Source organism: Pseudomonas sp. B7(2017) (assembly GCF_002112745.1).
Taxonomy (GTDB): Bacteria; Pseudomonadota; Gammaproteobacteria; order Pseudomonadales; family Pseudomonadaceae; genus Aquipseudomonas; species Aquipseudomonas ekonensis.
In genome coordinates, this window is the sequence record NZ_NEIP01000001.1 from 248,784 (window position 1) to 267,371 (window position 18,588).

Sequence of the window (18,588 nt, forward strand, 5' to 3'; positions counted from 1 at the left end):
GTCGCAGGACGCAAAACACAGGGCACCACTTACGTGAGCTCCATTACCAGGCAGGTACTTTCCCGTGTCCTTTAACCACTACTACCAAAGCGAACTCACCGCACTGCGCCAACTGGGCCGTCGTTTCGCCGAGCGTAGTCCGGCGTTGGCGCCGTTCTTGGGGCAGGCCGGGCGGGATCCGGATGTGGAGCGGTTGCTGGAAGGCTTTGCGTTCCTGACCGGGCGTCTGCGCCAGAAGCTCGATGACGAGTTGCCGGAGCTCAGCCACTCGCTGATGCAACTGCTGTGGCCGAACTACATGCGGCCGCTGCCGGCGTTCAGCATTCTGCAGTTCGACCCGCTCAAGCGTTCGGGGCCGGCGCTGAAGGTCGAGCGGGACACACCGATCGAGAGCGTGCCGATCGAAGACGTGCGCTGCCGCTTCCGCACCTGCTACCCGACCGAAGTGCTGCCGCTGGACCTGGCCGCGCTGAACTACTCGGTGAAGGGCGACGGCTCGTTGCTCAGCCTGCGCCTGGAGATGAGCGCCGACGGCCACCTCGGCGAGCTGGAACTGAGCAAGCTGCGCCTGCACTTCGCCGGCGAGCGCTACATCAGCCAGATGCTTTACCTGAGCCTCTTGCGCAACCTCGAAGGTATCGAGCTGATCCCGCTGGACGGCGCCGGCAAGCCCATCGACGGGGTCAGCGGCAAGCCGATGGCGTTCAAGATCCCGGGCGACCGCGTCAAGCCGGTGGGCTTCGCCGAAGAAGAGGCGCTGATCCCGTACCCGCTCAACACCTTCCGCGGCTACCGCTACCTGCAGGAATACTTCGCCTTCCAGGACAAGTTCCTGTTCGTCGACGTCAACGGCCTCGACATCCTCAAGGCGCTGCCGGAAGACACGCTTAAGCAGATGCGCGGCCTGGAGCTGCGCTTCGACATCCGCAAGAGCGGGATCATGCGCATGCGCCCGACCCTGGACAACGTGAAGCTGTTCTGCACGCCGATCGTCAACCTGTTCAAGCACGACGCGCTGCCGATCCGCCTCGACGGCAAGCAGGACGAATACCTGCTGCTGCCGGCGGAATTCGACCTGGAGAACTGCGGCGTGTTCTCGGTGGAGACCGTCACCGGCTGGAAGCCCGGCGGCCTCGGCTATCAGGAGTACGTGCCGTTCGAATCGTTTGAGCACGACCCGAGCTTCGACGTGCCCAACAGCCGTCCGCACTACAGCATCCGCCAGCGCTCGTCCTTGCTGCACGACGGCCTCGACACCTACCTGAGCTTCGGCATCCGCCACACCGAGGCCCACGAGACCCTGTCGATCGAGCTGACGTGCACAAACCAGAACCTGCCGCGCAAGCTCAAGCTCGGCGATATCTGCATGGCCTGCGAAGAGACGCCGGAGTTCCTGAGTTTCCGCAACATCACCCCGGCCACGTCGAGCTTCGCGCCGCCGCTGAACCGTGACTTCCTGTGGAAGCTGATCAGCAACATGTCGCTCAACTACCTGTCGCTGGCCGACGTCAACGCGCTGAAGGTGATCCTGGAGACCTACGACCTGCCGCGCTACTACGACCAGCACGCGGAGAAGGTCAGCAAACGCCTGCTCGGCGGCCTCAAGCACATCAAGCACCATCACGTGGACCGCCTGCACCGTGGGCTGCCGGTGCGCGGCCTGCGCACCGAACTGACCATCGACCCGGAAGGCTACATCGGTGAAGGCGACCTGTTCGTCTTCGCCTCGGTCCTCAACGAGTTTTTCGCGCTTTACGCCAGTCTCAATTCGTTCCACGAACTGCGGGTCAAGAGCACACAGGGAGAGGTGTACCAATGGACACCACGTATGGGTCTGCAGCCCCTGCTCTAAGCGGGCTGACCCGGGCAATACGCGAGTACTCGCTGTTCCAGGCCGTGCTGCTGGTGATCGACCGGCTGCGCGATGCGCACCCGTACCTGAGCGAAGACGACCTGTACGACCAGCTGGAATTCCAGGCCAACCCGAGCCTCGGGTTCCCCGGCTGCGACGTCGACCGCGTGGAGTTCTTCGAAGAGCACGGGCAGATGCGCGCGCGCATGCGCTTCAACCTGATCGGCTTGGTCGGCTCCGGTTCGCCGCTGCCGGCGTTCTACGGCGAACAGGCCCTGGGCGACAGCGAAGAAGGCAACCCGACGCGCAACTTCCTCGACCTGTTCCACCATCGCCTGCAGCGGCTGCTGCTGCCGATCTGGCGCAAGTACCGCTACCGCGCCAGTTTCCAGAGCGGCGCCATCGACCCGTTCTCGTCGCAGCTGTTCGCCCTGATCGGCCTGGGCGGCGACGAGATCCGCAAGGCCAAGGAACTGAACTGGAAGCGCCTGCTGCCGTACCTCGGCCTCCTGAGCCTGCGGGCCCACTCGGCGGCGCTGATCGAAGCGGTGCTGCGGTACTACTTCAAGCACGAGGACCTGGTGATCGAGCAATGCATCGAGCGTCGCGTGGAGATTCTCGATGAGCAGCGCAACCGTCTGGGCCGCAACAACAGCGTGCTCGGCGAAGACCTGGTGCTGGGCGAGCACGTGCGCGACCGCAGCGGCAAGTTCCGCATCCACATCACCGAACTCGACTGGGAGCGGTTCCACGAATTCCTGCCCATCGGTTTCGGTTACCAGCCGCTGTGCGCGCTGGTGCGGTTCACCCTGCGTGACCCGCTCGATTACGACATCCGCCTGGTGCTGCGTCCGGAAGAGATCCGCGAACTGCGCATCGGCGAGAAGAACGACTGTCGCCTGGGTTGGACCAGTTGGCTGGGCTGCGAGAAAGCGGACGGCGTGGTGACCCTGGGCAGCAAAATTCATTAAGGACGTGAGCCATGATCAACGTAGACCTGCAACAACTCATCCAGGCGCTGGACGCCGAAACCCGCCGTGACCTGGAGCGTTCGGCCGAGCGTTGCGTCGCCCGCGGCGGCAGCAAGATCCTGGTCGAAGACCTGCTGCTGGGCCTGCTGGAGCGCCCGAACGGCCTGCTCGGCCGCGCCCTGCAAGACGCCGACGTGGACGCCGGCGAGCTGAGCGCCGCCTTGCAGACCCGTGTCGAGCACAGCGCCTCGCGCAACCCGGTGTTCGCCCCGGAGCTGGTGCAGTGGCTGCAGGACGCGTTGCTGGTGGCCAACCTTGAGCTGGGCCAGACCCAGGTCGAGCAGGCCGCGCTGATCCTCGCGCTGCTGCGCAACCCGATGCGCTACGCCGGCAGCCGCTACCAGCCGCTGCTCGCCAAGCTCAACATCGACCGCCTGAAGGAATTCGCCCTGTCGCAGCAGGAGCAACCGGCGGCCGGCGGCAAACCCGCCGTCCAGGGCGAATCGTTGCTGCAGCGCTTCACCCACAACCTGACCCAGCAGGCCCGCGACGGCAAGCTCGACCCGGTGCTGTGCCGCGACGGCGCGATTCGCCAGATGGTCGACATCCTCGCCCGGCGCCGCAAGAACAACCCGATCGTGGTGGGCGAGGCCGGCGTCGGCAAGACCGCCATCGTCGAAGGCCTGGCCTCGCGCATCGCCGCCGGCGAAGTGCCGCAGGTGCTCAAGGGCGTCGAGCTGCTGGCCCTGGACATGGGCCTGCTGCAGGCCGGCGCCAGCGTGAAGGGTGAGTTCGAGCGCCGCCTCAAGGGCGTGATCGACGAGGTCAAAGCCTCGCCGAAGCCGATCATCCTGTTCATCGACGAAGCCCACACCCTGATCGGCGCCGGCGGCAATGCCGGCGGTTCCGACGCGGCCAACCTGCTCAAACCGGCGCTGGCCCGCGGCGAACTGCGCACCATCGCCGCCACCACTTGGGCCGAGTACAAGAAATACTTCGAGAAGGATCCGGCGCTGGCCCGCCGCTTCCAGCCGGTCCAGCTGCACGAGCCGACCGTCAACGAAGCCGTGACCATCCTGCGTGGCCTGGCCCAGGTCTACGAGAAGAGCCACGGCATCTACCTGCGCGATGACGCCGTGGTGTCGGCGGCGGAACTGTCCGCCCGTTACCTGGCCGGCCGCCAACTGCCGGACAAGGCCGTCGATGTGCTCGACACCGCCTGCGCCCGCGTGCGCATCAGCCTGGCCGCCGCCCCGGAAAGCCTGGAGCGCCTGCGCGGCGAGCTGGCCGAAGGTGGCCGTCAGCGTCAGGCCCTGCGCCGCGACGCCGAGGCCGGCCTGCCGGTCGACCACGAAGCGCTGGAGGCGCTGGAAGCGCGTCTGGACGAGGCCGAAGACGAAATGGCCGCGCTGGAAACCCTGTGGACCGAACAGAAGCAACTGGCCGAGCGCCTGCTGGATCTGCGCCAGCAACTGGCCAAGGCCCGCGAAGCGGCGGCGGTCGAGCCGGTGGTGAGCATCGAGGAAGACGCCGAAGGCACCGTGATCGAGACCCTCGTGGCCGAGAGCGATGAGGCCCAAAGCGTCGAGGCGCTGGAGGCCGAGCTGCATGAGACCCACAGCGCCCTGACCGCCGCCCAGGCCAAGGAGCGTCTGGTCAGCTTCGAAGTCTGCCCGCGCCTGGTGGCCGAGGTGATCAGCGCCTGGACCGGCGTGCCGCTGGCGCAGCTGGCCCGCGAACACAACGCCAAGGTCGCGAGCTTCGCCACCGATCTGCGCACCCGCATCCGTGGCCAGGAACAGGCCGTGCACGCCCTCGACCGTTCGATGCGCGCCACCGCCGCCGGCCTGAACAAGCCGGACGCGCCGGTGGGCGTGTTCCTGCTGGTGGGCCCGAGCGGCGTCGGCAAGACCGAAACCGCGCTGGCGCTGGCCGACCTGCTGTACGGCGGCGACCGCTTCATCACCACCATCAACATGTCCGAGTTCCAGGAGAAACACACCGTTTCCCGCCTGATCGGCGCACCGCCGGGCTACGTCGGCTACGGCGAGGGCGGCATGCTCACCGAAGCCGTGCGCCAGAAGCCGTACTCGGTGGTGCTGCTCGACGAAGTCGAGAAGGCGGATCCGGACGTGCTCAACCTGTTCTACCAGATCTTCGACAAAGGCGTGGCCAACGACGGCGAAGGGCGTGAGATCGACTTCCGCAACACGCTGATCCTGATGACCTCGAACCTGGGCAGCGACCGCATCAGCGACCTGTGCGAGAACGGCCAGCGGCCGACCGCCGAAGTGCTGGAAGAGACCATCCGCCCGGTGCTGAGCAAGCACTTCAAGCCGGCGCTGCTGGCGCGCATGAAAGTGGTGCCGTACTACCCGGTGGGCGGCCCGGTGCTGCGCGAGCTGATCGAGATCAAGCTGGGCCGTCTGGGCGAGCGCCTGAACCGCCGTCAGCTGGACTTCACCTGGTGCCAGAACCTCGTCGATCACCTGTCCGAGCGCTGCACCCAGAGCGAAAGCGGTGCGCGCCTGATCGACCATCTGCTCGACCAGCACGTGCTGCCGCTGGTGGCCGACCGCCTGCTCGACGCCATGGCCACCGGCGAAAGCCTGCAGCGGGTGCACGCCACCCTCGACGGCGATGCCGGCGTGACCTGCGAGTTCGCCTGAGGTGGGTGTGATGTTCACTCAAGTGCCGCAGCCGCTGGCCTATGCCGAAGCCTTGCTGGCGCAGTTCGCCAGCCTGTCGCGGGCGGCGGACGGCGCTGCGCTGCTGGGTGACTTCGTGCGCGGCCTGGCGGAACTGAGCGGTTGCGAGCTGACGCAGCTGTACCTGCTCGACGCCACGCACACGTCCCTTGGGATGAACGCCGAATGCCTCGACGGCGTGCTGCAGCCGCGCGAGGCGGCGAGCCTTCCGGCGGACTACAACGGCGAACAGCTGCTGCAGTTCGCCCTGTGCCAGAACCGCGTGGTGTGCCTGAGCGAACTGAGCGGCAGCCTGCACGAGACCAGCTTCCTGCCGGCGACCTCCGCGCCGTGGCAGTCGCTGCTGTGCGTGCCGCTGGTCAACCCGCAGAAGGCGGTCGAAGGGCTGCTGCTGTGCGCCAGCCGCCGCCATGCCGACCTGCAAGGCTTCGCCGACTCCCTGGGCCAGCTCGGCTCGTTCGTGCTCGGCCAACTGCACCTGCTGCAACGCCTGCGGCAACCGGCGTGCGCCGCCGAACCGGCCCTGCGCAGTGTGCCGAGCATCAGCGGCTACGGCCTGATCGGCAAGAGCCCGGCGATGCGCCAGACCTACTCGCTGATCGGCAAGGTGCTGCACAGCCCCTACACCGTGCTGCTGCGCGGCGAGACCGGCACCGGCAAGGAAGTGGTGGCGCGGGCGATCCACGACTGCGGCCCGCGCCGCTCCCAGGCGTTCATCGTGCAGAACTGCGCGGCGTTCCCGGAAAACCTGCTGGAAAGCGAGCTGTTCGGCTACCGCAAGGGCGCCTTCACCGGCGCCGACCGCGACCGCGCCGGGCTGTTCGACGCGGCCAACGGCGGCACCCTGCTGCTGGACGAGATCGGCGACATGCCGCTGTCGCTGCAGGCCAAGCTGCTGCGCGTGTTGCAGGAAAGCGAGATCCGGCCGCTGGGCTCCAACGACACCCACAAGATCGACGTGCGCATCATCGCCGCGACCCACCGCGACCTGTCGGTGCTGGTCAGCGAAGGCAAGTTCCGCGAAGACCTGTACTACCGCCTCGCGCAGTTCCCGATCGAACTGCCGGCCCTGCGTCACCGCGAAGGCGACATCCTCGACCTGGCCCGGCACTTCGCCGACAAGGCCTGCGCGTTCCTGCAGCGCGACCCGGTGCGCTGGTCCGAGGCGGCGCTGGAGCACCTGTGCGGCTACAGCTTCCCCGGCAACGTGCGCGAGCTCAAAGGGCTGGTCGAGCGGGCGGTGCTGCTGTGCGAAGGCGGCGAGCTTTTGGCCGAGCATTTTTCCCTGCGCCTGGAACCGCCGCCGGAAGACAACAGCGGCCTGAACCTGCGCGAACGACTGGAGCGGGTCGAGCGCACGCTGCTGCTCGACTGCCTGCGCAAGAACGACGGCAACCAGACCCTGGCCGCCCGCGAACTGGGCCTGCCCCGGCGCACGTTGCTGTACCGGCTCGGCCGCCTGAACATCAATCTGGGGGACTTCGATGGCTGACCTGCAATGGCTTGCATCCTCACCGAGGATGGCGCGAAGGCCCCGATGCAGAGCCTTCGCCAACACCCCGAACACCTCTTTCAGCGCCGCCCGCAAGGGTCGGCGCTTTGTGCTTTGTCTACACCTGGAGACCCTCTGATGCCTGTACGTCACTGGCAAGCCGTCCTGCTGACCCTCGTCGTTCTATGCGGCCTCGGCGGCTGCAGCGGCAACTACAAATACAACGACAAGGACTATCGCCCGTTGGGTGATCCGCAGGCGGCCAATCGCGGCAAGTGACCGCAAGGAGCATCAAACATGGAACTGGTTTTCGAAATGCTGAACACCAAGCAGTTCGTGCCCACCGAACTGTGCCAGAAGACCTTCAAGCAGGCCGGCGGCGTGATCGGACGGGGCGAGGACTGCGACTGGATCATCCCGGACCGCAAGCGGCACCTGTCCAACCACCACGCGATCGTCAGCTACCGCGAGGGCACGTTTTTCCTCACCGACACCAGCAGCAACGGCGTGCAGGACGGTGAGAGCGGCGCCCGCCTGCACAAGGGCGAGCCGGTGCGCATCGAGCACGGCAGCACCTACGTGCTGGGCGATTTCGAGATCCGCGCGCGGCTGGTGCGCGACCCGGCGACCTTCGACGGCGAAGCCGGGCGCCCCCGTGCCGCCGGCAGCATCATCCCGGACGACGCCTTCCTCGACCTCGACCCGCTCAACGCGCTGGAGCAGCAGGAGCGCGTGTACTCGGAGATCGAAGAGCTGCTGGCGCCCAACACCAAGCCTGAGGACTCCCGTCAGCGCGCCGACTACGCCCGCATCGACATGGAAAGCCTGATGGTGCCGGAGCTGATCAGCGAGCCGGCCAAGCCTGAGCCGGCCCCGGTGCCGAAAGCCGTCGAGCGCCAGAGCGAAGGGTTCTGGGAACACTTCGGCGCGGCGCTGGGCGTGGACCTCAAAGGCCTGAGCCACGACGAGCGCGAAGAATTGGCGCTGAACGCGGCGCGCCTGCTCAAGCAGAGCATCGGCGGCCTGCAGCAGAGCCTGCGCACCCGTTCGGAGCTCAAGAACGAACTGCGCCTGGCCCAGACCACCGCCCAGGGCACCAACAAGAACCCGCTGAAGTTCGCGGTGGATGCCGGCGAAGCGCTGGGCATGCTGCTGCAGCCGCACAAGCCGGGGCACCTGCCGGCGGCGCAGGCGGTGTCCCGTGCGTTCCGCGACTTGCAGGCGCATCAGGTGGCCCTGCTGACCGCCAGCCGTGCGGCGGTGCGCGGCACCCTGGAGCACTTCTCGCCGGAGCAGCTGACCCTGCGTTTCGAGCGCGACAACAAGCCGCTGATCGCCACCTCCGGCGGCCGCTGGAGAGCCTTCGGCCGCTACCACCAGGCGCTGCGCCAGGACGACGACTGGAGCGAGCGCCTGCTGGCCCGCGACTTCGCCCAGGCCTACGAAGAACAGATCCGCCTGATCTCCACCCTACACACCGATCTTCAAGGATGATGCGCATGCCTCGCCGCTCGACCGCTTTTCTCAAGACGCTGACAGCCTTCGCCGCGCTGGTGCTGCTGGCCGGCTGCTCGTCGCTGACGCCGTATTCGACGATGACCAAGGTCAACCTGAAGCTGACCGGCAGCGACCAGCTGAACCTGGACCTCAACGGCCGGCCTTCGCCGATCGTGGTGCGCCTGTTCGAGCTCAAGCATCCGGTGACCTTCGAGAACGCCGACTTCTTCAGCCTCTACGAACGCGCCAAGGAATCCCTCAACCCGGACCTGGTGGCCAGCGAAGAACTGGAGCTGCGCCCGGGCGAAACCGTCGAGCTCAAGCTCAGCGTGGAGGAGGGCAGCCGCTACGTCGGCATCCTCGCCGCCTACCGCGACCTGTCGGACGCCCAATGGCGCCACACGGTGCAGATCACCCCGGTGGAAATCAACGACGTCGACCTGACCCTCGATCAGGCCGGCATCCGCAATACCCATGCCGTGCTGGCCAAGGCGGGTGACTGACCATGAATACCCATAAAGTCATCTGGCAGGAAGGCATGCTGCTGCGTCCGCAGCACTTCCAGCACAACGACCGCTACTACGACCACCAGATGAAGACCCGCACCCAGTTGCTGGGCGGCTACACCTGGGGCTTCCTGAACCTTGAGATCGACCTGCAGTTCCTCAACATGGGCAAGCTCGTGATCAGCGAAGCCTCGGGGATCCTGCCGGACGGCAGCCTGTTCGAGCTCGGCGGCAACACCGAGCCGCTGGCCCTGGACGTGCCGCCGAACACCGGCAACACGCCGATCTACCTGGCGCTGCCGCTGGTCACCGGCAACCACATCGAGGCCCGCCGTCCGGAGCAGTCCGACGTGCTGGCGCGCTACACCGCCTACGAGACCGAAGTGGCCGACTCCAACGCCGGCGACGATTCGTCGAGCCAGGTCAAGTGCGGCCGCCCGGACTTCAAGCTGCTGCTCGGCGAGCAACAGAGCGACCAGGCCTACGTGAAGCTGAAGATCTGCGACGTGCTCGACACCACGCCGGACGGGGTGATCAGCCTCGACCCGGATTTCGTGCCGACCTACATCCAGGCCCACGCCTCCAGCTACCTGCTGTCGTGCCTGAAAGAAGTCATCAGCATGCTCAACCACCGGGGCGACACCATCGCCGAGCGCATCCGCTCCAACGGCAAGGTGGGCGGCGCGGAAGTCGGCGACTTCATGATGCTGCAGCTGATCAACCGCACCGAACTGCTGCTGCGCCACTACCTGGGCCTGGAGCAGGTGCACCCGGAAGAGCTGTACCGCACGCTGCTGACCATGCTCGGCGACTTGGCGACGTTCTCCAGCGAAAACAAGCGCCCGCGCCTGGACAGCCGCTACTCCCACGCCGACCAGGGCGCGAGCTTCCGCAAGCTGATGGAATCGATCCGCCAGGTGCTGTCGATGGTGCTGGAACAGCACGCCATCGAGCTGATCCTGCAGGCGCGCCAGTACGGGATCATCGTGTCGCCGTTGCACGACCACAAACTGCTCGGCTCGGCCTCGTTCGTGCTGGCGGCCAGCGCCAACTGCGACTCCGAAGAATTGCGCCACCGCCTGCCGGCGCACCTCAAGGTCGGCCCGGTGGAGCGCATCCGCCAACTGGTCAACCTGCACCTGCCGGGGATCAAGGTCAAACCGTTGCCGGTGGCCCCGCGGCAGATCGCGTTCCACTCGAACAAAACCTATTTCATCCTCGAACTCAGTTCCGAAGACCTGGCGCAGCTCGAGCGCTCCGGTGGCTTCGCGTTCCACGTGTCCGGCGAATTCGCCGAGCTTGAACTGAAATTCTGGGCCATCAGGAACTGACCGACATGATCAAGGACATGGAACACAACCAGGACGACAAGACCGTCCTGCTCGACCGTCAGGGCCATGGCCCGGCGTCGGGTCCGCTGACCGACTTCGCTGCGCCGCCGCGCTTCGAGCAACTGGAAGAACGGATGATCTACGCCGCGCGTCTGCGCCCGGCGGAAGCCTTCAACATCAGCCTCAATTCGCTGGTGGCGGCGTCCTCCGAACTGCTGTCGGAAGTGGTGCGGCTCAAGCACAGCGAAACCCGCGAAGACCTGTACGCGCTCAACGAGCGCCTGACCGCCGGGCTCAAGCTGTTCGAGGTGCGGGCCCTGCACAACGGTGCCGAGAGCAGCCAGGTGATGGCCGCCCGTTACGTGCTCTGCACCGTGGTCGACGAAGCCGTCGTCACCACGCCGTGGGGCAACGAAAGCGAGTGGTCGCAGATGAGCCTGCTCAGCAGCTTCCACAACGAGACCTTCGGCGGCGAGAAGTTCTTCCAGCTGCTCGACCGGCTGTCGAAGAACCCGGTCAAGCACCTGCCGATGCTGGAGCTGATGTACCTGTGCCTGTCCCTCGGCTTCGAAGGCAAGTACCGGGTGCAGGCCCGCGGCATGCTGGAGCTCGAAGGCATCCGCGACGCCCTCTACCGGCAGATCCGCCAGCTGCGCGGCGACGTGCCGCGCGAGCTGTCGCCGCAGTGGGAAGGCCTGAACGACCAGCGCCGCAACCTGGTGCGCATCGTGCCGGCGTGGATGGTGGTGCTGTTCACCTTCGTCTGTCTGGTGATGATGTTCTCGGGGTTCGCCTGGGTGCTGGGCGAGCAGCGCGACACCGTTCTGCAACCTTATCAGCCGTTTGATCCGGCCGCGGCGGCGCCGCAGTCGCAGCCGTAAACAGGGACGTGTGATGAAAAAGTTTTTCAAGAAAGTCGGCGCCTTCCTGCGCCAGACCTGGGTCTGGACCCTGCTGCTGGTGCTGTTCGTGGCGTTGCTGGTGTGGTTCGTCGGGCCGTTGCTGGCGGTGGCCGACTACAAGTTCTGGGAAGGCTCGACCTCCCGCCTGCTGACCATCAGCGTGCTGTTCCTGATCTGGGGCCTGACCATGGTCTTCGTCAGCTGGCGCGCCGGGATCCGCAAGAAGGCCGTGGAAGAGACCGAAGACGGCCAGGACCGCATCCGCCGCGAAGAGCTGATCGACGAAGAGCAGAAGGAACTGAAGGCGCGCTTTCGTGATGCGCTGAAGACCCTCAAGACCTCGAGCCTGTACCGTGGCCGCAGCGAGCGCTGGCGCAACGACTTGCCGTGGTACCTGCTGATCGGCCCCCAGGGCAGCGGCAAGACCAGCCTGCTGGACTTCTCCGGGCTGGAATTCCCGATCAACAAGATCGACCGCAAGCTGACCCGCGACACCCTCGGCACCCGTCACTGCGACTGGTACTTCGCCGACCACGGCGTGCTGATCGACACCGCCGGGCGCTACATGAGCCAGCCGGACGCGGAAGTCGACGGCAGCGCCTGGACGACCCTGCTGGAGCTGCTGCGCAAGCGCCGCCGCGGCCGTCCGCTGAACGGCGTGCTGGTGACCATCCCGGTAGAGACCCTCACCGGCGGCAGCGAGCAGGACATCGAGACCCTGGCCCGCCAGGTGCGCGGCCGTCTGCAGGACGTGTACCAGAAGCTGCACGTGGATGTGCCGGTGTATCTGGTGCTGAGCAAGGCCGACAAGCTGCTGGGCTTCGACGAATTCTTCGACCAGCTGACCCGCGAGGAAAGCGACCAGGTGCTCGGCACCAGCTTCCGCAAGGATCAGGTCGGCACCGACGTGACCGTGCTGCGCGGTGAATTCGAAGAGCTGCTGCGTCGCCTCAACAGCCAGGTGATCATGCGCATGCACTCCGAGCGCGACACCCAGCGCCGCGGCCGCATCCTCGACTTCCCGCACCAGCTCGGCCAGATCGGCGAGCGCATGTGCCTGTTCGTCGACATGGCGTTCACCGGCAACCGCTACCAGCGGGCCAGCCAACTGCGCGGCTTCTACCTGATCAGCGCTCCGCACCTGACCCAGGAAATGGACTCCGCCACCGCCGGCATCGGCGCCAGCCTGGGCATGAGCGCCGGCGTGCTGCCGACCCTGCGCAGCGGCCGTTCGCGGTTCATCCATCACCTGCTCAGTCGGGTGATCTTCCCCGAGGCCGACCTGGCCGGCCTGGACAAGCGCGAGCGCAGCCGCATCCACTGGGGCCAGCGTGCCCTGTACGTGGGCGCGCTGGGGGCGTTGGCACTGTTCGGCATGCTCTGGGCCGGTGGTTTCTCGGCCAACTACGAGCGCCTGGAGAACCTCCGTGCGCTGGCGCAGAACTGGACGCAGCAGCGCACCGCGCTGAGCCCGCGCGACGACGCGATGGGCGTGCTCAAGACCCTCGACACCAGCTACGCCGCCACCCAGGTGTTCCCGAAGAAGGGCGACGTGTCGTACCACGAGCGCTTCGGCCTGTACCAGGGCTCCGACGTCAACCCGGTGGTCAAGGAAGCCTACGAGCGCGAGCTTGAGAAGCAACTGCTGCCACGGGTCGCGACCCAGCTCGAAGGGCAGATCCGCGCCAACATGAAGGACCGCGAAAAGCTGATCAACAGCCTGCGCGCGTACCTGATGCTGAACATGAAGGACCGCCGCGACGCCGCGTGGCTCAAGGACTGGGTCGCCAACGACTGGTCGATGCGCTACTCCGGCAACACCGCGGTGCAGAACGGCCTGACCACTCACCTGGAGCGTCTGCTGCAACAGCCGTTCATCTACCCGCTCAACGAGCAACTGGTGACCCAGGCCCGTCAGGTGCTGCGCAGCGAATCCCTGGCCGCCGTGGTGTACCGCATGCTCCGCGAGCAGGCGCGCAACCTGCCGGACTACCGCTTCAGCCAGCACCTGGGCCCGCAGGGCTCGCTGTTCATCGGCACCGAGTACGTGATCCCGGGGTTCTACACCCTGCAGGGCTATCAGCAGTACTTCTCGGTGCAGGGCTCGGCGCTGGTCACCGACATCCTGCGTGACAACTGGGTGCTGGGCGAAGGCGCGGGCATCAGCGACATGGACCTGCGTCGCCTGATGGTCGAGCTGGAGCAGCTGTACTTCCGCGACTACGCCAACTACTGGAGCGAGGCTGTCGGCCAGGTGGCCCTGCCGCCGATCAACGACGCCGGCGAAGGCGCCGAGCAACTGGCGGGCCTGACCTCGGCCAACTCGCCGGTGCTGGCGCTGCTGTCGGAAGTGCGCGAGAACACCCGCTTCCCGGTGGTCGCCGAGCCGGTGGACGAAGCCGGCGACGCCGCCGATGCGCTAGCCGGGCAGAAGGGCAAGCTGGGCAAGGTCGGCAAGATCGCTTCCGCCGTGGCCGACAAGGCGTCGGCCATGAAGGTGGCGAAGAACCTGCCGGACACCGCCAAGAAGTCTCTGCAACGCCGCTTCGAGCCGCTGCACCGTCTGCTGGACGACAACAACGGCCCGGCCGCCGACCTGACCCCGGCCCTCAACGCGCTCAACGACCTGCAACTGCAACTGGCCAGCCTGGCCCGTTCCAGCTCGCCGGAACAAGCTTCGTTCGAAATGGCCAAGACCCGCATGAGCGGCCAGCGCGATGCGCTGACCAACCTGCGCAACGCCTCCGGCCGCCTGCCGCGTCCGCTCAGCGTGTGGTTCAACGTGCTGGCCGAGGACTCCTGGCGCCTGGTGCTCAACGACGCCTACCAGTACCTCAACGGCCGTTACCAGAACGAGCTGTACAGCGTGTACGGCAAGACCATCAGCAAGCGCTATCCGTTCAGCGCCACCAGCACCAGCGACGTGGCGATCAGCGATTTCCGCGACTTCTTCAAGGCCCAGGGCATCGTCGACCGCTTCTTCGACACCTACATGCGTCCGTTCGTCAGCGGCGATCCGGGCAACTACCGGATGCGCAGCGTCGATGGCCACAGCCTGCCGGTGTCCAAGGTCTACCTCGACCAGATGGCCGCGGCGCTGGTGATCCGCCAGAGCTTCTTCTCGATCAACCCGGCCGAGCCGCAGGTGCAGTTCAAGCTGGAGCCGTACACCCTGGATCCGGCGGTCAGCCGCTCCGAGTTCAAGTTTGGCGACAAGGTCATGGAATACCGCCACGGCCCGATCCTGCCGATGTCCTTCAAGTGGCCGACCGATGCTGAAGACGGCCGCACCAGCCTGGTGATGGACAAGATGGCGGGCCGCCCGATCGGCATCGAGAAGAACACCGGCCCCTGGTCGCTGTTCCGCCTGTTCGACCTGATGCAGACGGAATACCTGACCGGCCGCGACGTGCTGGTGCTGAAGGCGGACGTGGGTGGCTTGCGCGCCAACTACCTGCTGACCAGCCAGCGCACGCCGAACCCGTTCGACCTCAGCGTGCTGCGCACCTTCCGCATGCCGGTGCAGCTCTGATGCTGGTGGCCAGCCCTTGGCGCAGCGCGGCCCGCACCGACGCGGGCAAGGTGCGTTCGCGCAACGAGGACGCCTTCCTCGACTGTCCGCAGCAGGGGCTGTGGGCGGTCGCCGACGGCATGGGCGGTCACCAGGGCGGCGACGTCGCCAGCCAGCTGATCGTCGCCAGCCTCGCGGAGCTGCCTCAGCAGGACGACTTCGACGAACGCCTCAAGGCCATCCGCCAGTGCCTGCACTGGCTCAACCGGCGTTTGGGGCAGGAGCTGACCGTCACCGCCGGCCGCCACGACAGCATCATGGGCAGCACCGTCGTGGCGCTGCTGGTGGAAGGCAACCGCGCGGCGTGCATCTGGGCCGGCGACAGCCGTTGCTACCTGTGGCGCGGGCAGCGTCTGTATCAACTGTCGAAGGATCATTCGCTGCAGCAGCAACTGATCGACGAGCAGCAGATGAGCGCCGAACAGGCCGCCGCGCACCCGGCGGCCCAGGCGCTGACCCGGGCGGTCGGCGCCGCCGAACAACTGACCCTGGATGTGCTGGAGCTTGAGGTGTATCCGGGCGACGTGTTCCTGCTGTGCAGCGACGGCCTCTACCAGGGCCTGAGCAGCGACGCGATGGGCAACGCCCTGAGCCTGAGCGCGCCGCATGTGGCGCTGGAGCGCCTGTTCGACGGCGCCCTGCGCGGCGCCGCGCGGGACAACCTGACCGCCGTGGTGGTGCGCCAATGAACGGGCTCGAATCCTCGGTCGACGACCTGCTCATGAGCGAAGAGCAGGCCAACAACCTGACCTACTTCGCCTTCGCCAAGTCCCACAAGGCAGAGCCCGCGCTGGCGCCGACCAAGGCCAGCATCGGCGAGCTGCCCCAGATCCTGGCGGGCCGCTACCACCTCGAGCGCCTGCTCGGGGCCGGCGGCATGGGCGCCGTCTACCGGGCGCGGGACCTTTTGCATGAGCAGTTCGGCGATCCCGACCCTTACATCGCGCTGAAGATCCTCGGCGAAGAGTTCGCCGAATCGCCGGACGCCAGCGCCTTGCTCTACAGCGAGTTCGCCCTGACCCGGCGCCTGCGCCACGACAACGTGGTGCGCGTGCACACGTTCGAAGTGGACACCGACTGCCAGCGGGCCTTCATCACCATGGAACTCATGCGTGGCCTGACCCTGGACAAATTGCTCTGCGAGCGGCCCCTGGGCCTGCCGTGGAAAGAACTGCGCGACATTGCGCTGCCGCTGCTCGACACGCTGGCCTGCGCCCACCGCCGCGGCGTGCTGCACGGCGATATGAAACCGAGCAACGTGATGCTCAGCGAAGACGGCCTGCGCCTGTTCGACTTCGGCTTAGGTCAAGCCGAAGAGGGCGTGCTGCCCGGCCTGCCGCACCTGAGCCGCGAACGCTTCAATGCCTGGACACCGGGCTACGCCGCCCCCGAACTGCTGGAGGGCCGGCCGCTGTCGGCCAGCGCGGACGTGTACGGCGCCGCCTGCGTGATCTACGAGCTGGCGGGCGGCAAACACCCGTTCCGTCGCCTGCCTTCGACCCAGGCCCGGGACGAAGGCCTGGACCGCGGCCTGGAGGCCCCGGACAACCTACCGAAACACTGCTGGCCCGCGCTGCGCACCGCGCTGGCCTTCGACGCGGCGCAGCGCACCGTCACTGCCCGCCAACTGCATGAAGCACTGAGCGCCGATCCGTCCTGGCTGCAGCGTCTGGCGCTGCGGCGCCACGGATGACATTCGAACAGGGAGCCCTTTATGTTCAACCCCGCTAACGAAACCCACTTCAGCCTCACCGTCGAAGACTACGTGGGCGACCTGCAAGTGCTGTCGTTCACCGGCACCGAAGGCATCAGCCAGCCGTTCCGCTTCGACCTGGAACTGGTCAGCGAAAACCCCGACCTGGACCTGGAGCAGCTCCTGCACAAGCAGGCCTTCCTCGCCTTCGACCCGCAGGGCTCGGGCATCCACGGCCAGATCTACCGCGTCGCCCAGGGCGACGCCGGCAAGCGCCTGACCCGCTACAAGGTGTCGCTGGTGCCGCAGATGCAGTACCTGCATCACCGCACCAACCAGCGCATCTACCAGCAGATGTCGGTGCCGAAGATCATCGCGCTGATCCTCGACGAGCACGGCATCAAGGCCAACGCCTACAGCTTCCAGCTCAGCCAGAAGTGCCCGGACCGCGACTACTGCGTCCAGTACGACGAGACCGACCTGCACTTCATCCAGCGCCTGTGCGAGGAGGAGGGCATCCACTACCACTTCCAGCACAGCAAGAAGGGCCACCTGTTGGTGTTCGGCGACGACCAGACCGTGTTCCCCGACCTCGGCCAGCCGACCGCGTATGTGCAGGGCAGCGGCATGGTCGCCGAAGAGCCGGTGATCAAGGGCTTCAAGCTGCGCCTGGAAACCCGCACCGGCCGCGTCACCCGCCGCGACTACGACTTCGAGAAGCCGCGCCTGCAACTGGAGGCGGCCTACAAGCCGGACGGAGAAAGCACAGAGCCGGATCTGGAAGACTACGACTACCCGGGCCGCTTCCTCGACCGTGCGCGCGGCAAGTTCCTCAGCCAGCGCGCCCTCGAACGCCACCGCGCCGACTACCGCCAGGCCGAGGGCCGGGGCGACCAGACCAAACTGGTCAGCGGCCATTTCATGGCCCTGTCCGACCACCCGCGCAGCGAGTGGAACGACCTGTGGCTGCTCACCGAGATCGTCCACGAAGGCAAGCAGCCGCAAGTGCTCGAAGAGTCGGTGACCAGCGACACCACCGACAACAAGGACGACTTCCACCAGGGCTACCGCAACCGCTTCCTCGCCACCCCGTGGGACGTCTTCTACCGCCCGGCCCTGGAACACACCAAACCCCGCGTGCTCGGCAGCCAGACCGCCACCGTCACCGGCCCCAAGGGCGAAGAGATCCACTGCGACCAGTACGGCCGCGTCAAAGTCCAGTTCCACTGGGACCGCGAAGGCCTGGCCGACGACAAGACCAGCTGCTGGCTGCGCGTCTCCAGCGCCTGGGCCGGCGACCGCTACGGCGCCATCTCCATCCCGCGCATCGGCATGGAAGTCCTCGTCACCTTCCTTGAAGGCGACCCCGACCAACCCCTCGTCACCGGCTGCCTGTACCACAAGGAAAACCCGGTGCCCTACGCCCTGCCGGCGAACAAGACCCGCAGCGTCTTCAAGTCCCTCAGCTCCCCGGGCGGCGGCGGGTACAACGAACTGCGCATCGAAGACAAGAAAGGCGCAGAACAGATCTACATCCACGCCCAGCGCGACTGGGACGAAAACATCGAACACGACCAGAAGATCCGCGTCGGCAATGAACGCCACGACACCGTGGTGAAGAACAGCTACACCGAACTCAAGGCCGAAGAACACCGCACGACCATCGCGGACCGCAAGATCGAAGCGCGAATGGACGACCACCTGACCGTCGGCCAGAACCAGCACGTGAAACTGGGCACCGCGCAACTGACCAGCGCAGGCAAAGAGATCCACCTCAAGGCCGGCGACAAGATCGTCATCGAAGCCGGCACCGAACTGACCATCCAGGGCGGCGGCAGCTTCATCAAGCTCGACGGTGGCGGCGTGACCGTGGTGGGGCCGGTGGTGAAGATCAATGCCGGCGGGTCGGCTGGCTCGGGCACCGGGATCGGGATCAAGCCGCCGGTGCTGCCGGGGGCGGCGGATAAGGATAAGGCGGGGAGTTTGATGGATCAGGCGTTGTTGAATGCGGTGCCTCAGAAAGCTGACCCTCGACCAATGCGAATGATCAGGTTCTCTGGTTGAC

13 protein-coding genes are annotated in these 18,588 nt (G+C 66.5%); all 13 read left to right on the plus strand.

What is annotated here, in order from left to right; genetic code table 11:
- Positions 1 to 64 precede the first annotated feature (64 nt).
- The 13 genes from tssF (at position 65) to tssI (ending at position 18,587) form a co-directional block, all read left to right on the plus strand.
- Positions 65 to 1,852, plus strand: a complete 1,788-nt coding sequence (tssF, locus tag CAG29_RS01180) for a type VI secretion system baseplate subunit TssF (protein WP_085579040.1) — start codon at positions 65 to 67, stop codon at positions 1,850 to 1,852.
- The gene (gene tssG / locus CAG29_RS01185) at positions 1,816 to 2,823 is read left to right on the plus strand and encodes a type VI secretion system baseplate subunit TssG (protein ID WP_085693776.1); all 1,008 of its coding nucleotides are present in this window, start codon (positions 1,816 to 1,818) and stop codon (positions 2,821 to 2,823) included. Before tssF ends, tssG begins: the two co-directional genes overlap by 37 nt.
- 11 nt (positions 2,824 to 2,834) lie before the next feature.
- Positions 2,835 to 5,492, plus strand: coding sequence for a type VI secretion system ATPase TssH (tssH, locus tag CAG29_RS01190; RefSeq protein ID WP_085579036.1), 2,658 nt, complete (start codon positions 2,835 to 2,837; stop codon positions 5,490 to 5,492).
- A gap of 10 nt (positions 5,493 to 5,502) precedes the next feature.
- On the plus strand, positions 5,503 to 7,023 hold the full coding sequence (locus CAG29_RS01195; RefSeq protein ID WP_085638607.1) for a sigma-54-dependent Fis family transcriptional regulator: 1,521 nt from the start codon (positions 5,503 to 5,505) through the stop codon (positions 7,021 to 7,023).
- Between the two features lie 138 nt (positions 7,024 to 7,161).
- Entirely contained in the window at positions 7,162 to 7,302 is a 141-nt protein-coding gene (locus CAG29_RS01200) for a type VI secretion protein (protein WP_085579031.1), read from the plus strand.
- Positions 7,303 to 7,320: 18 nt separating this feature from the next.
- The gene (gene tagH, locus CAG29_RS01205; RefSeq protein WP_085693777.1) at positions 7,321 to 8,517 is read left to right on the plus strand and encodes a type VI secretion system-associated FHA domain protein TagH; all 1,197 of its coding nucleotides are present in this window, start codon (positions 7,321 to 7,323) and stop codon (positions 8,515 to 8,517) included.
- Positions 8,518 to 8,522: 5 nt separating this feature from the next.
- A complete protein-coding gene (gene tssJ, locus CAG29_RS01210; protein WP_085630241.1) occupies positions 8,523 to 9,023 on the plus strand; it encodes a type VI secretion system lipoprotein TssJ in 501 nt (166 codons plus the stop codon).
- A 2-nt stretch (positions 9,024 to 9,025) separates the two neighbouring features.
- The gene (gene tssK / locus CAG29_RS01215; RefSeq protein ID WP_085630239.1) at positions 9,026 to 10,357 is read left to right on the plus strand and encodes a type VI secretion system baseplate subunit TssK; all 1,332 of its coding nucleotides are present in this window, start codon (positions 9,026 to 9,028) and stop codon (positions 10,355 to 10,357) included.
- 5 nt (positions 10,358 to 10,362) lie between these two features.
- Positions 10,363 to 11,238 (plus strand): type IVB secretion system protein IcmH/DotU, encoded by an 876-nt coding sequence (icmH, locus tag CAG29_RS01220; RefSeq protein WP_085579022.1) that lies wholly within the window; start codon positions 10,363 to 10,365, stop codon positions 11,236 to 11,238.
- 13 nt (positions 11,239 to 11,251) lie between these two features.
- Positions 11,252 to 14,791 (plus strand): type VI secretion system membrane subunit TssM, encoded by a 3,540-nt coding sequence (gene tssM, locus CAG29_RS01225; RefSeq protein ID WP_085693778.1) that lies wholly within the window; start codon positions 11,252 to 11,254, stop codon positions 14,789 to 14,791.
- Complete coding sequence (locus CAG29_RS01230) at positions 14,791 to 15,519, plus strand: PP2C family serine/threonine-protein phosphatase (protein WP_085579018.1); 729 nt, start codon at positions 14,791 to 14,793, stop codon at positions 15,517 to 15,519. Before tssM ends, CAG29_RS01230 begins: the two co-directional genes overlap by 1 nt.
- Positions 15,516 to 16,523 carry a serine/threonine-protein kinase gene (locus CAG29_RS01235; protein WP_085579016.1) on the plus strand — a complete coding sequence of 336 codons (1,008 nt, stop codon included), beginning with the start codon at positions 15,516 to 15,518 and terminating at the stop codon, positions 16,521 to 16,523. Before CAG29_RS01230 ends, CAG29_RS01235 begins: the two co-directional genes overlap by 4 nt.
- 21 nt (positions 16,524 to 16,544) lie before the next feature.
- Positions 16,545 to 18,587 (plus strand): type VI secretion system tip protein VgrG, encoded by a 2,043-nt coding sequence (gene tssI, locus CAG29_RS01240; RefSeq protein ID WP_085579014.1) that lies wholly within the window; start codon positions 16,545 to 16,547, stop codon positions 18,585 to 18,587.
- The last annotated feature ends 1 nt before the right edge of the window (position 18,588 follow it).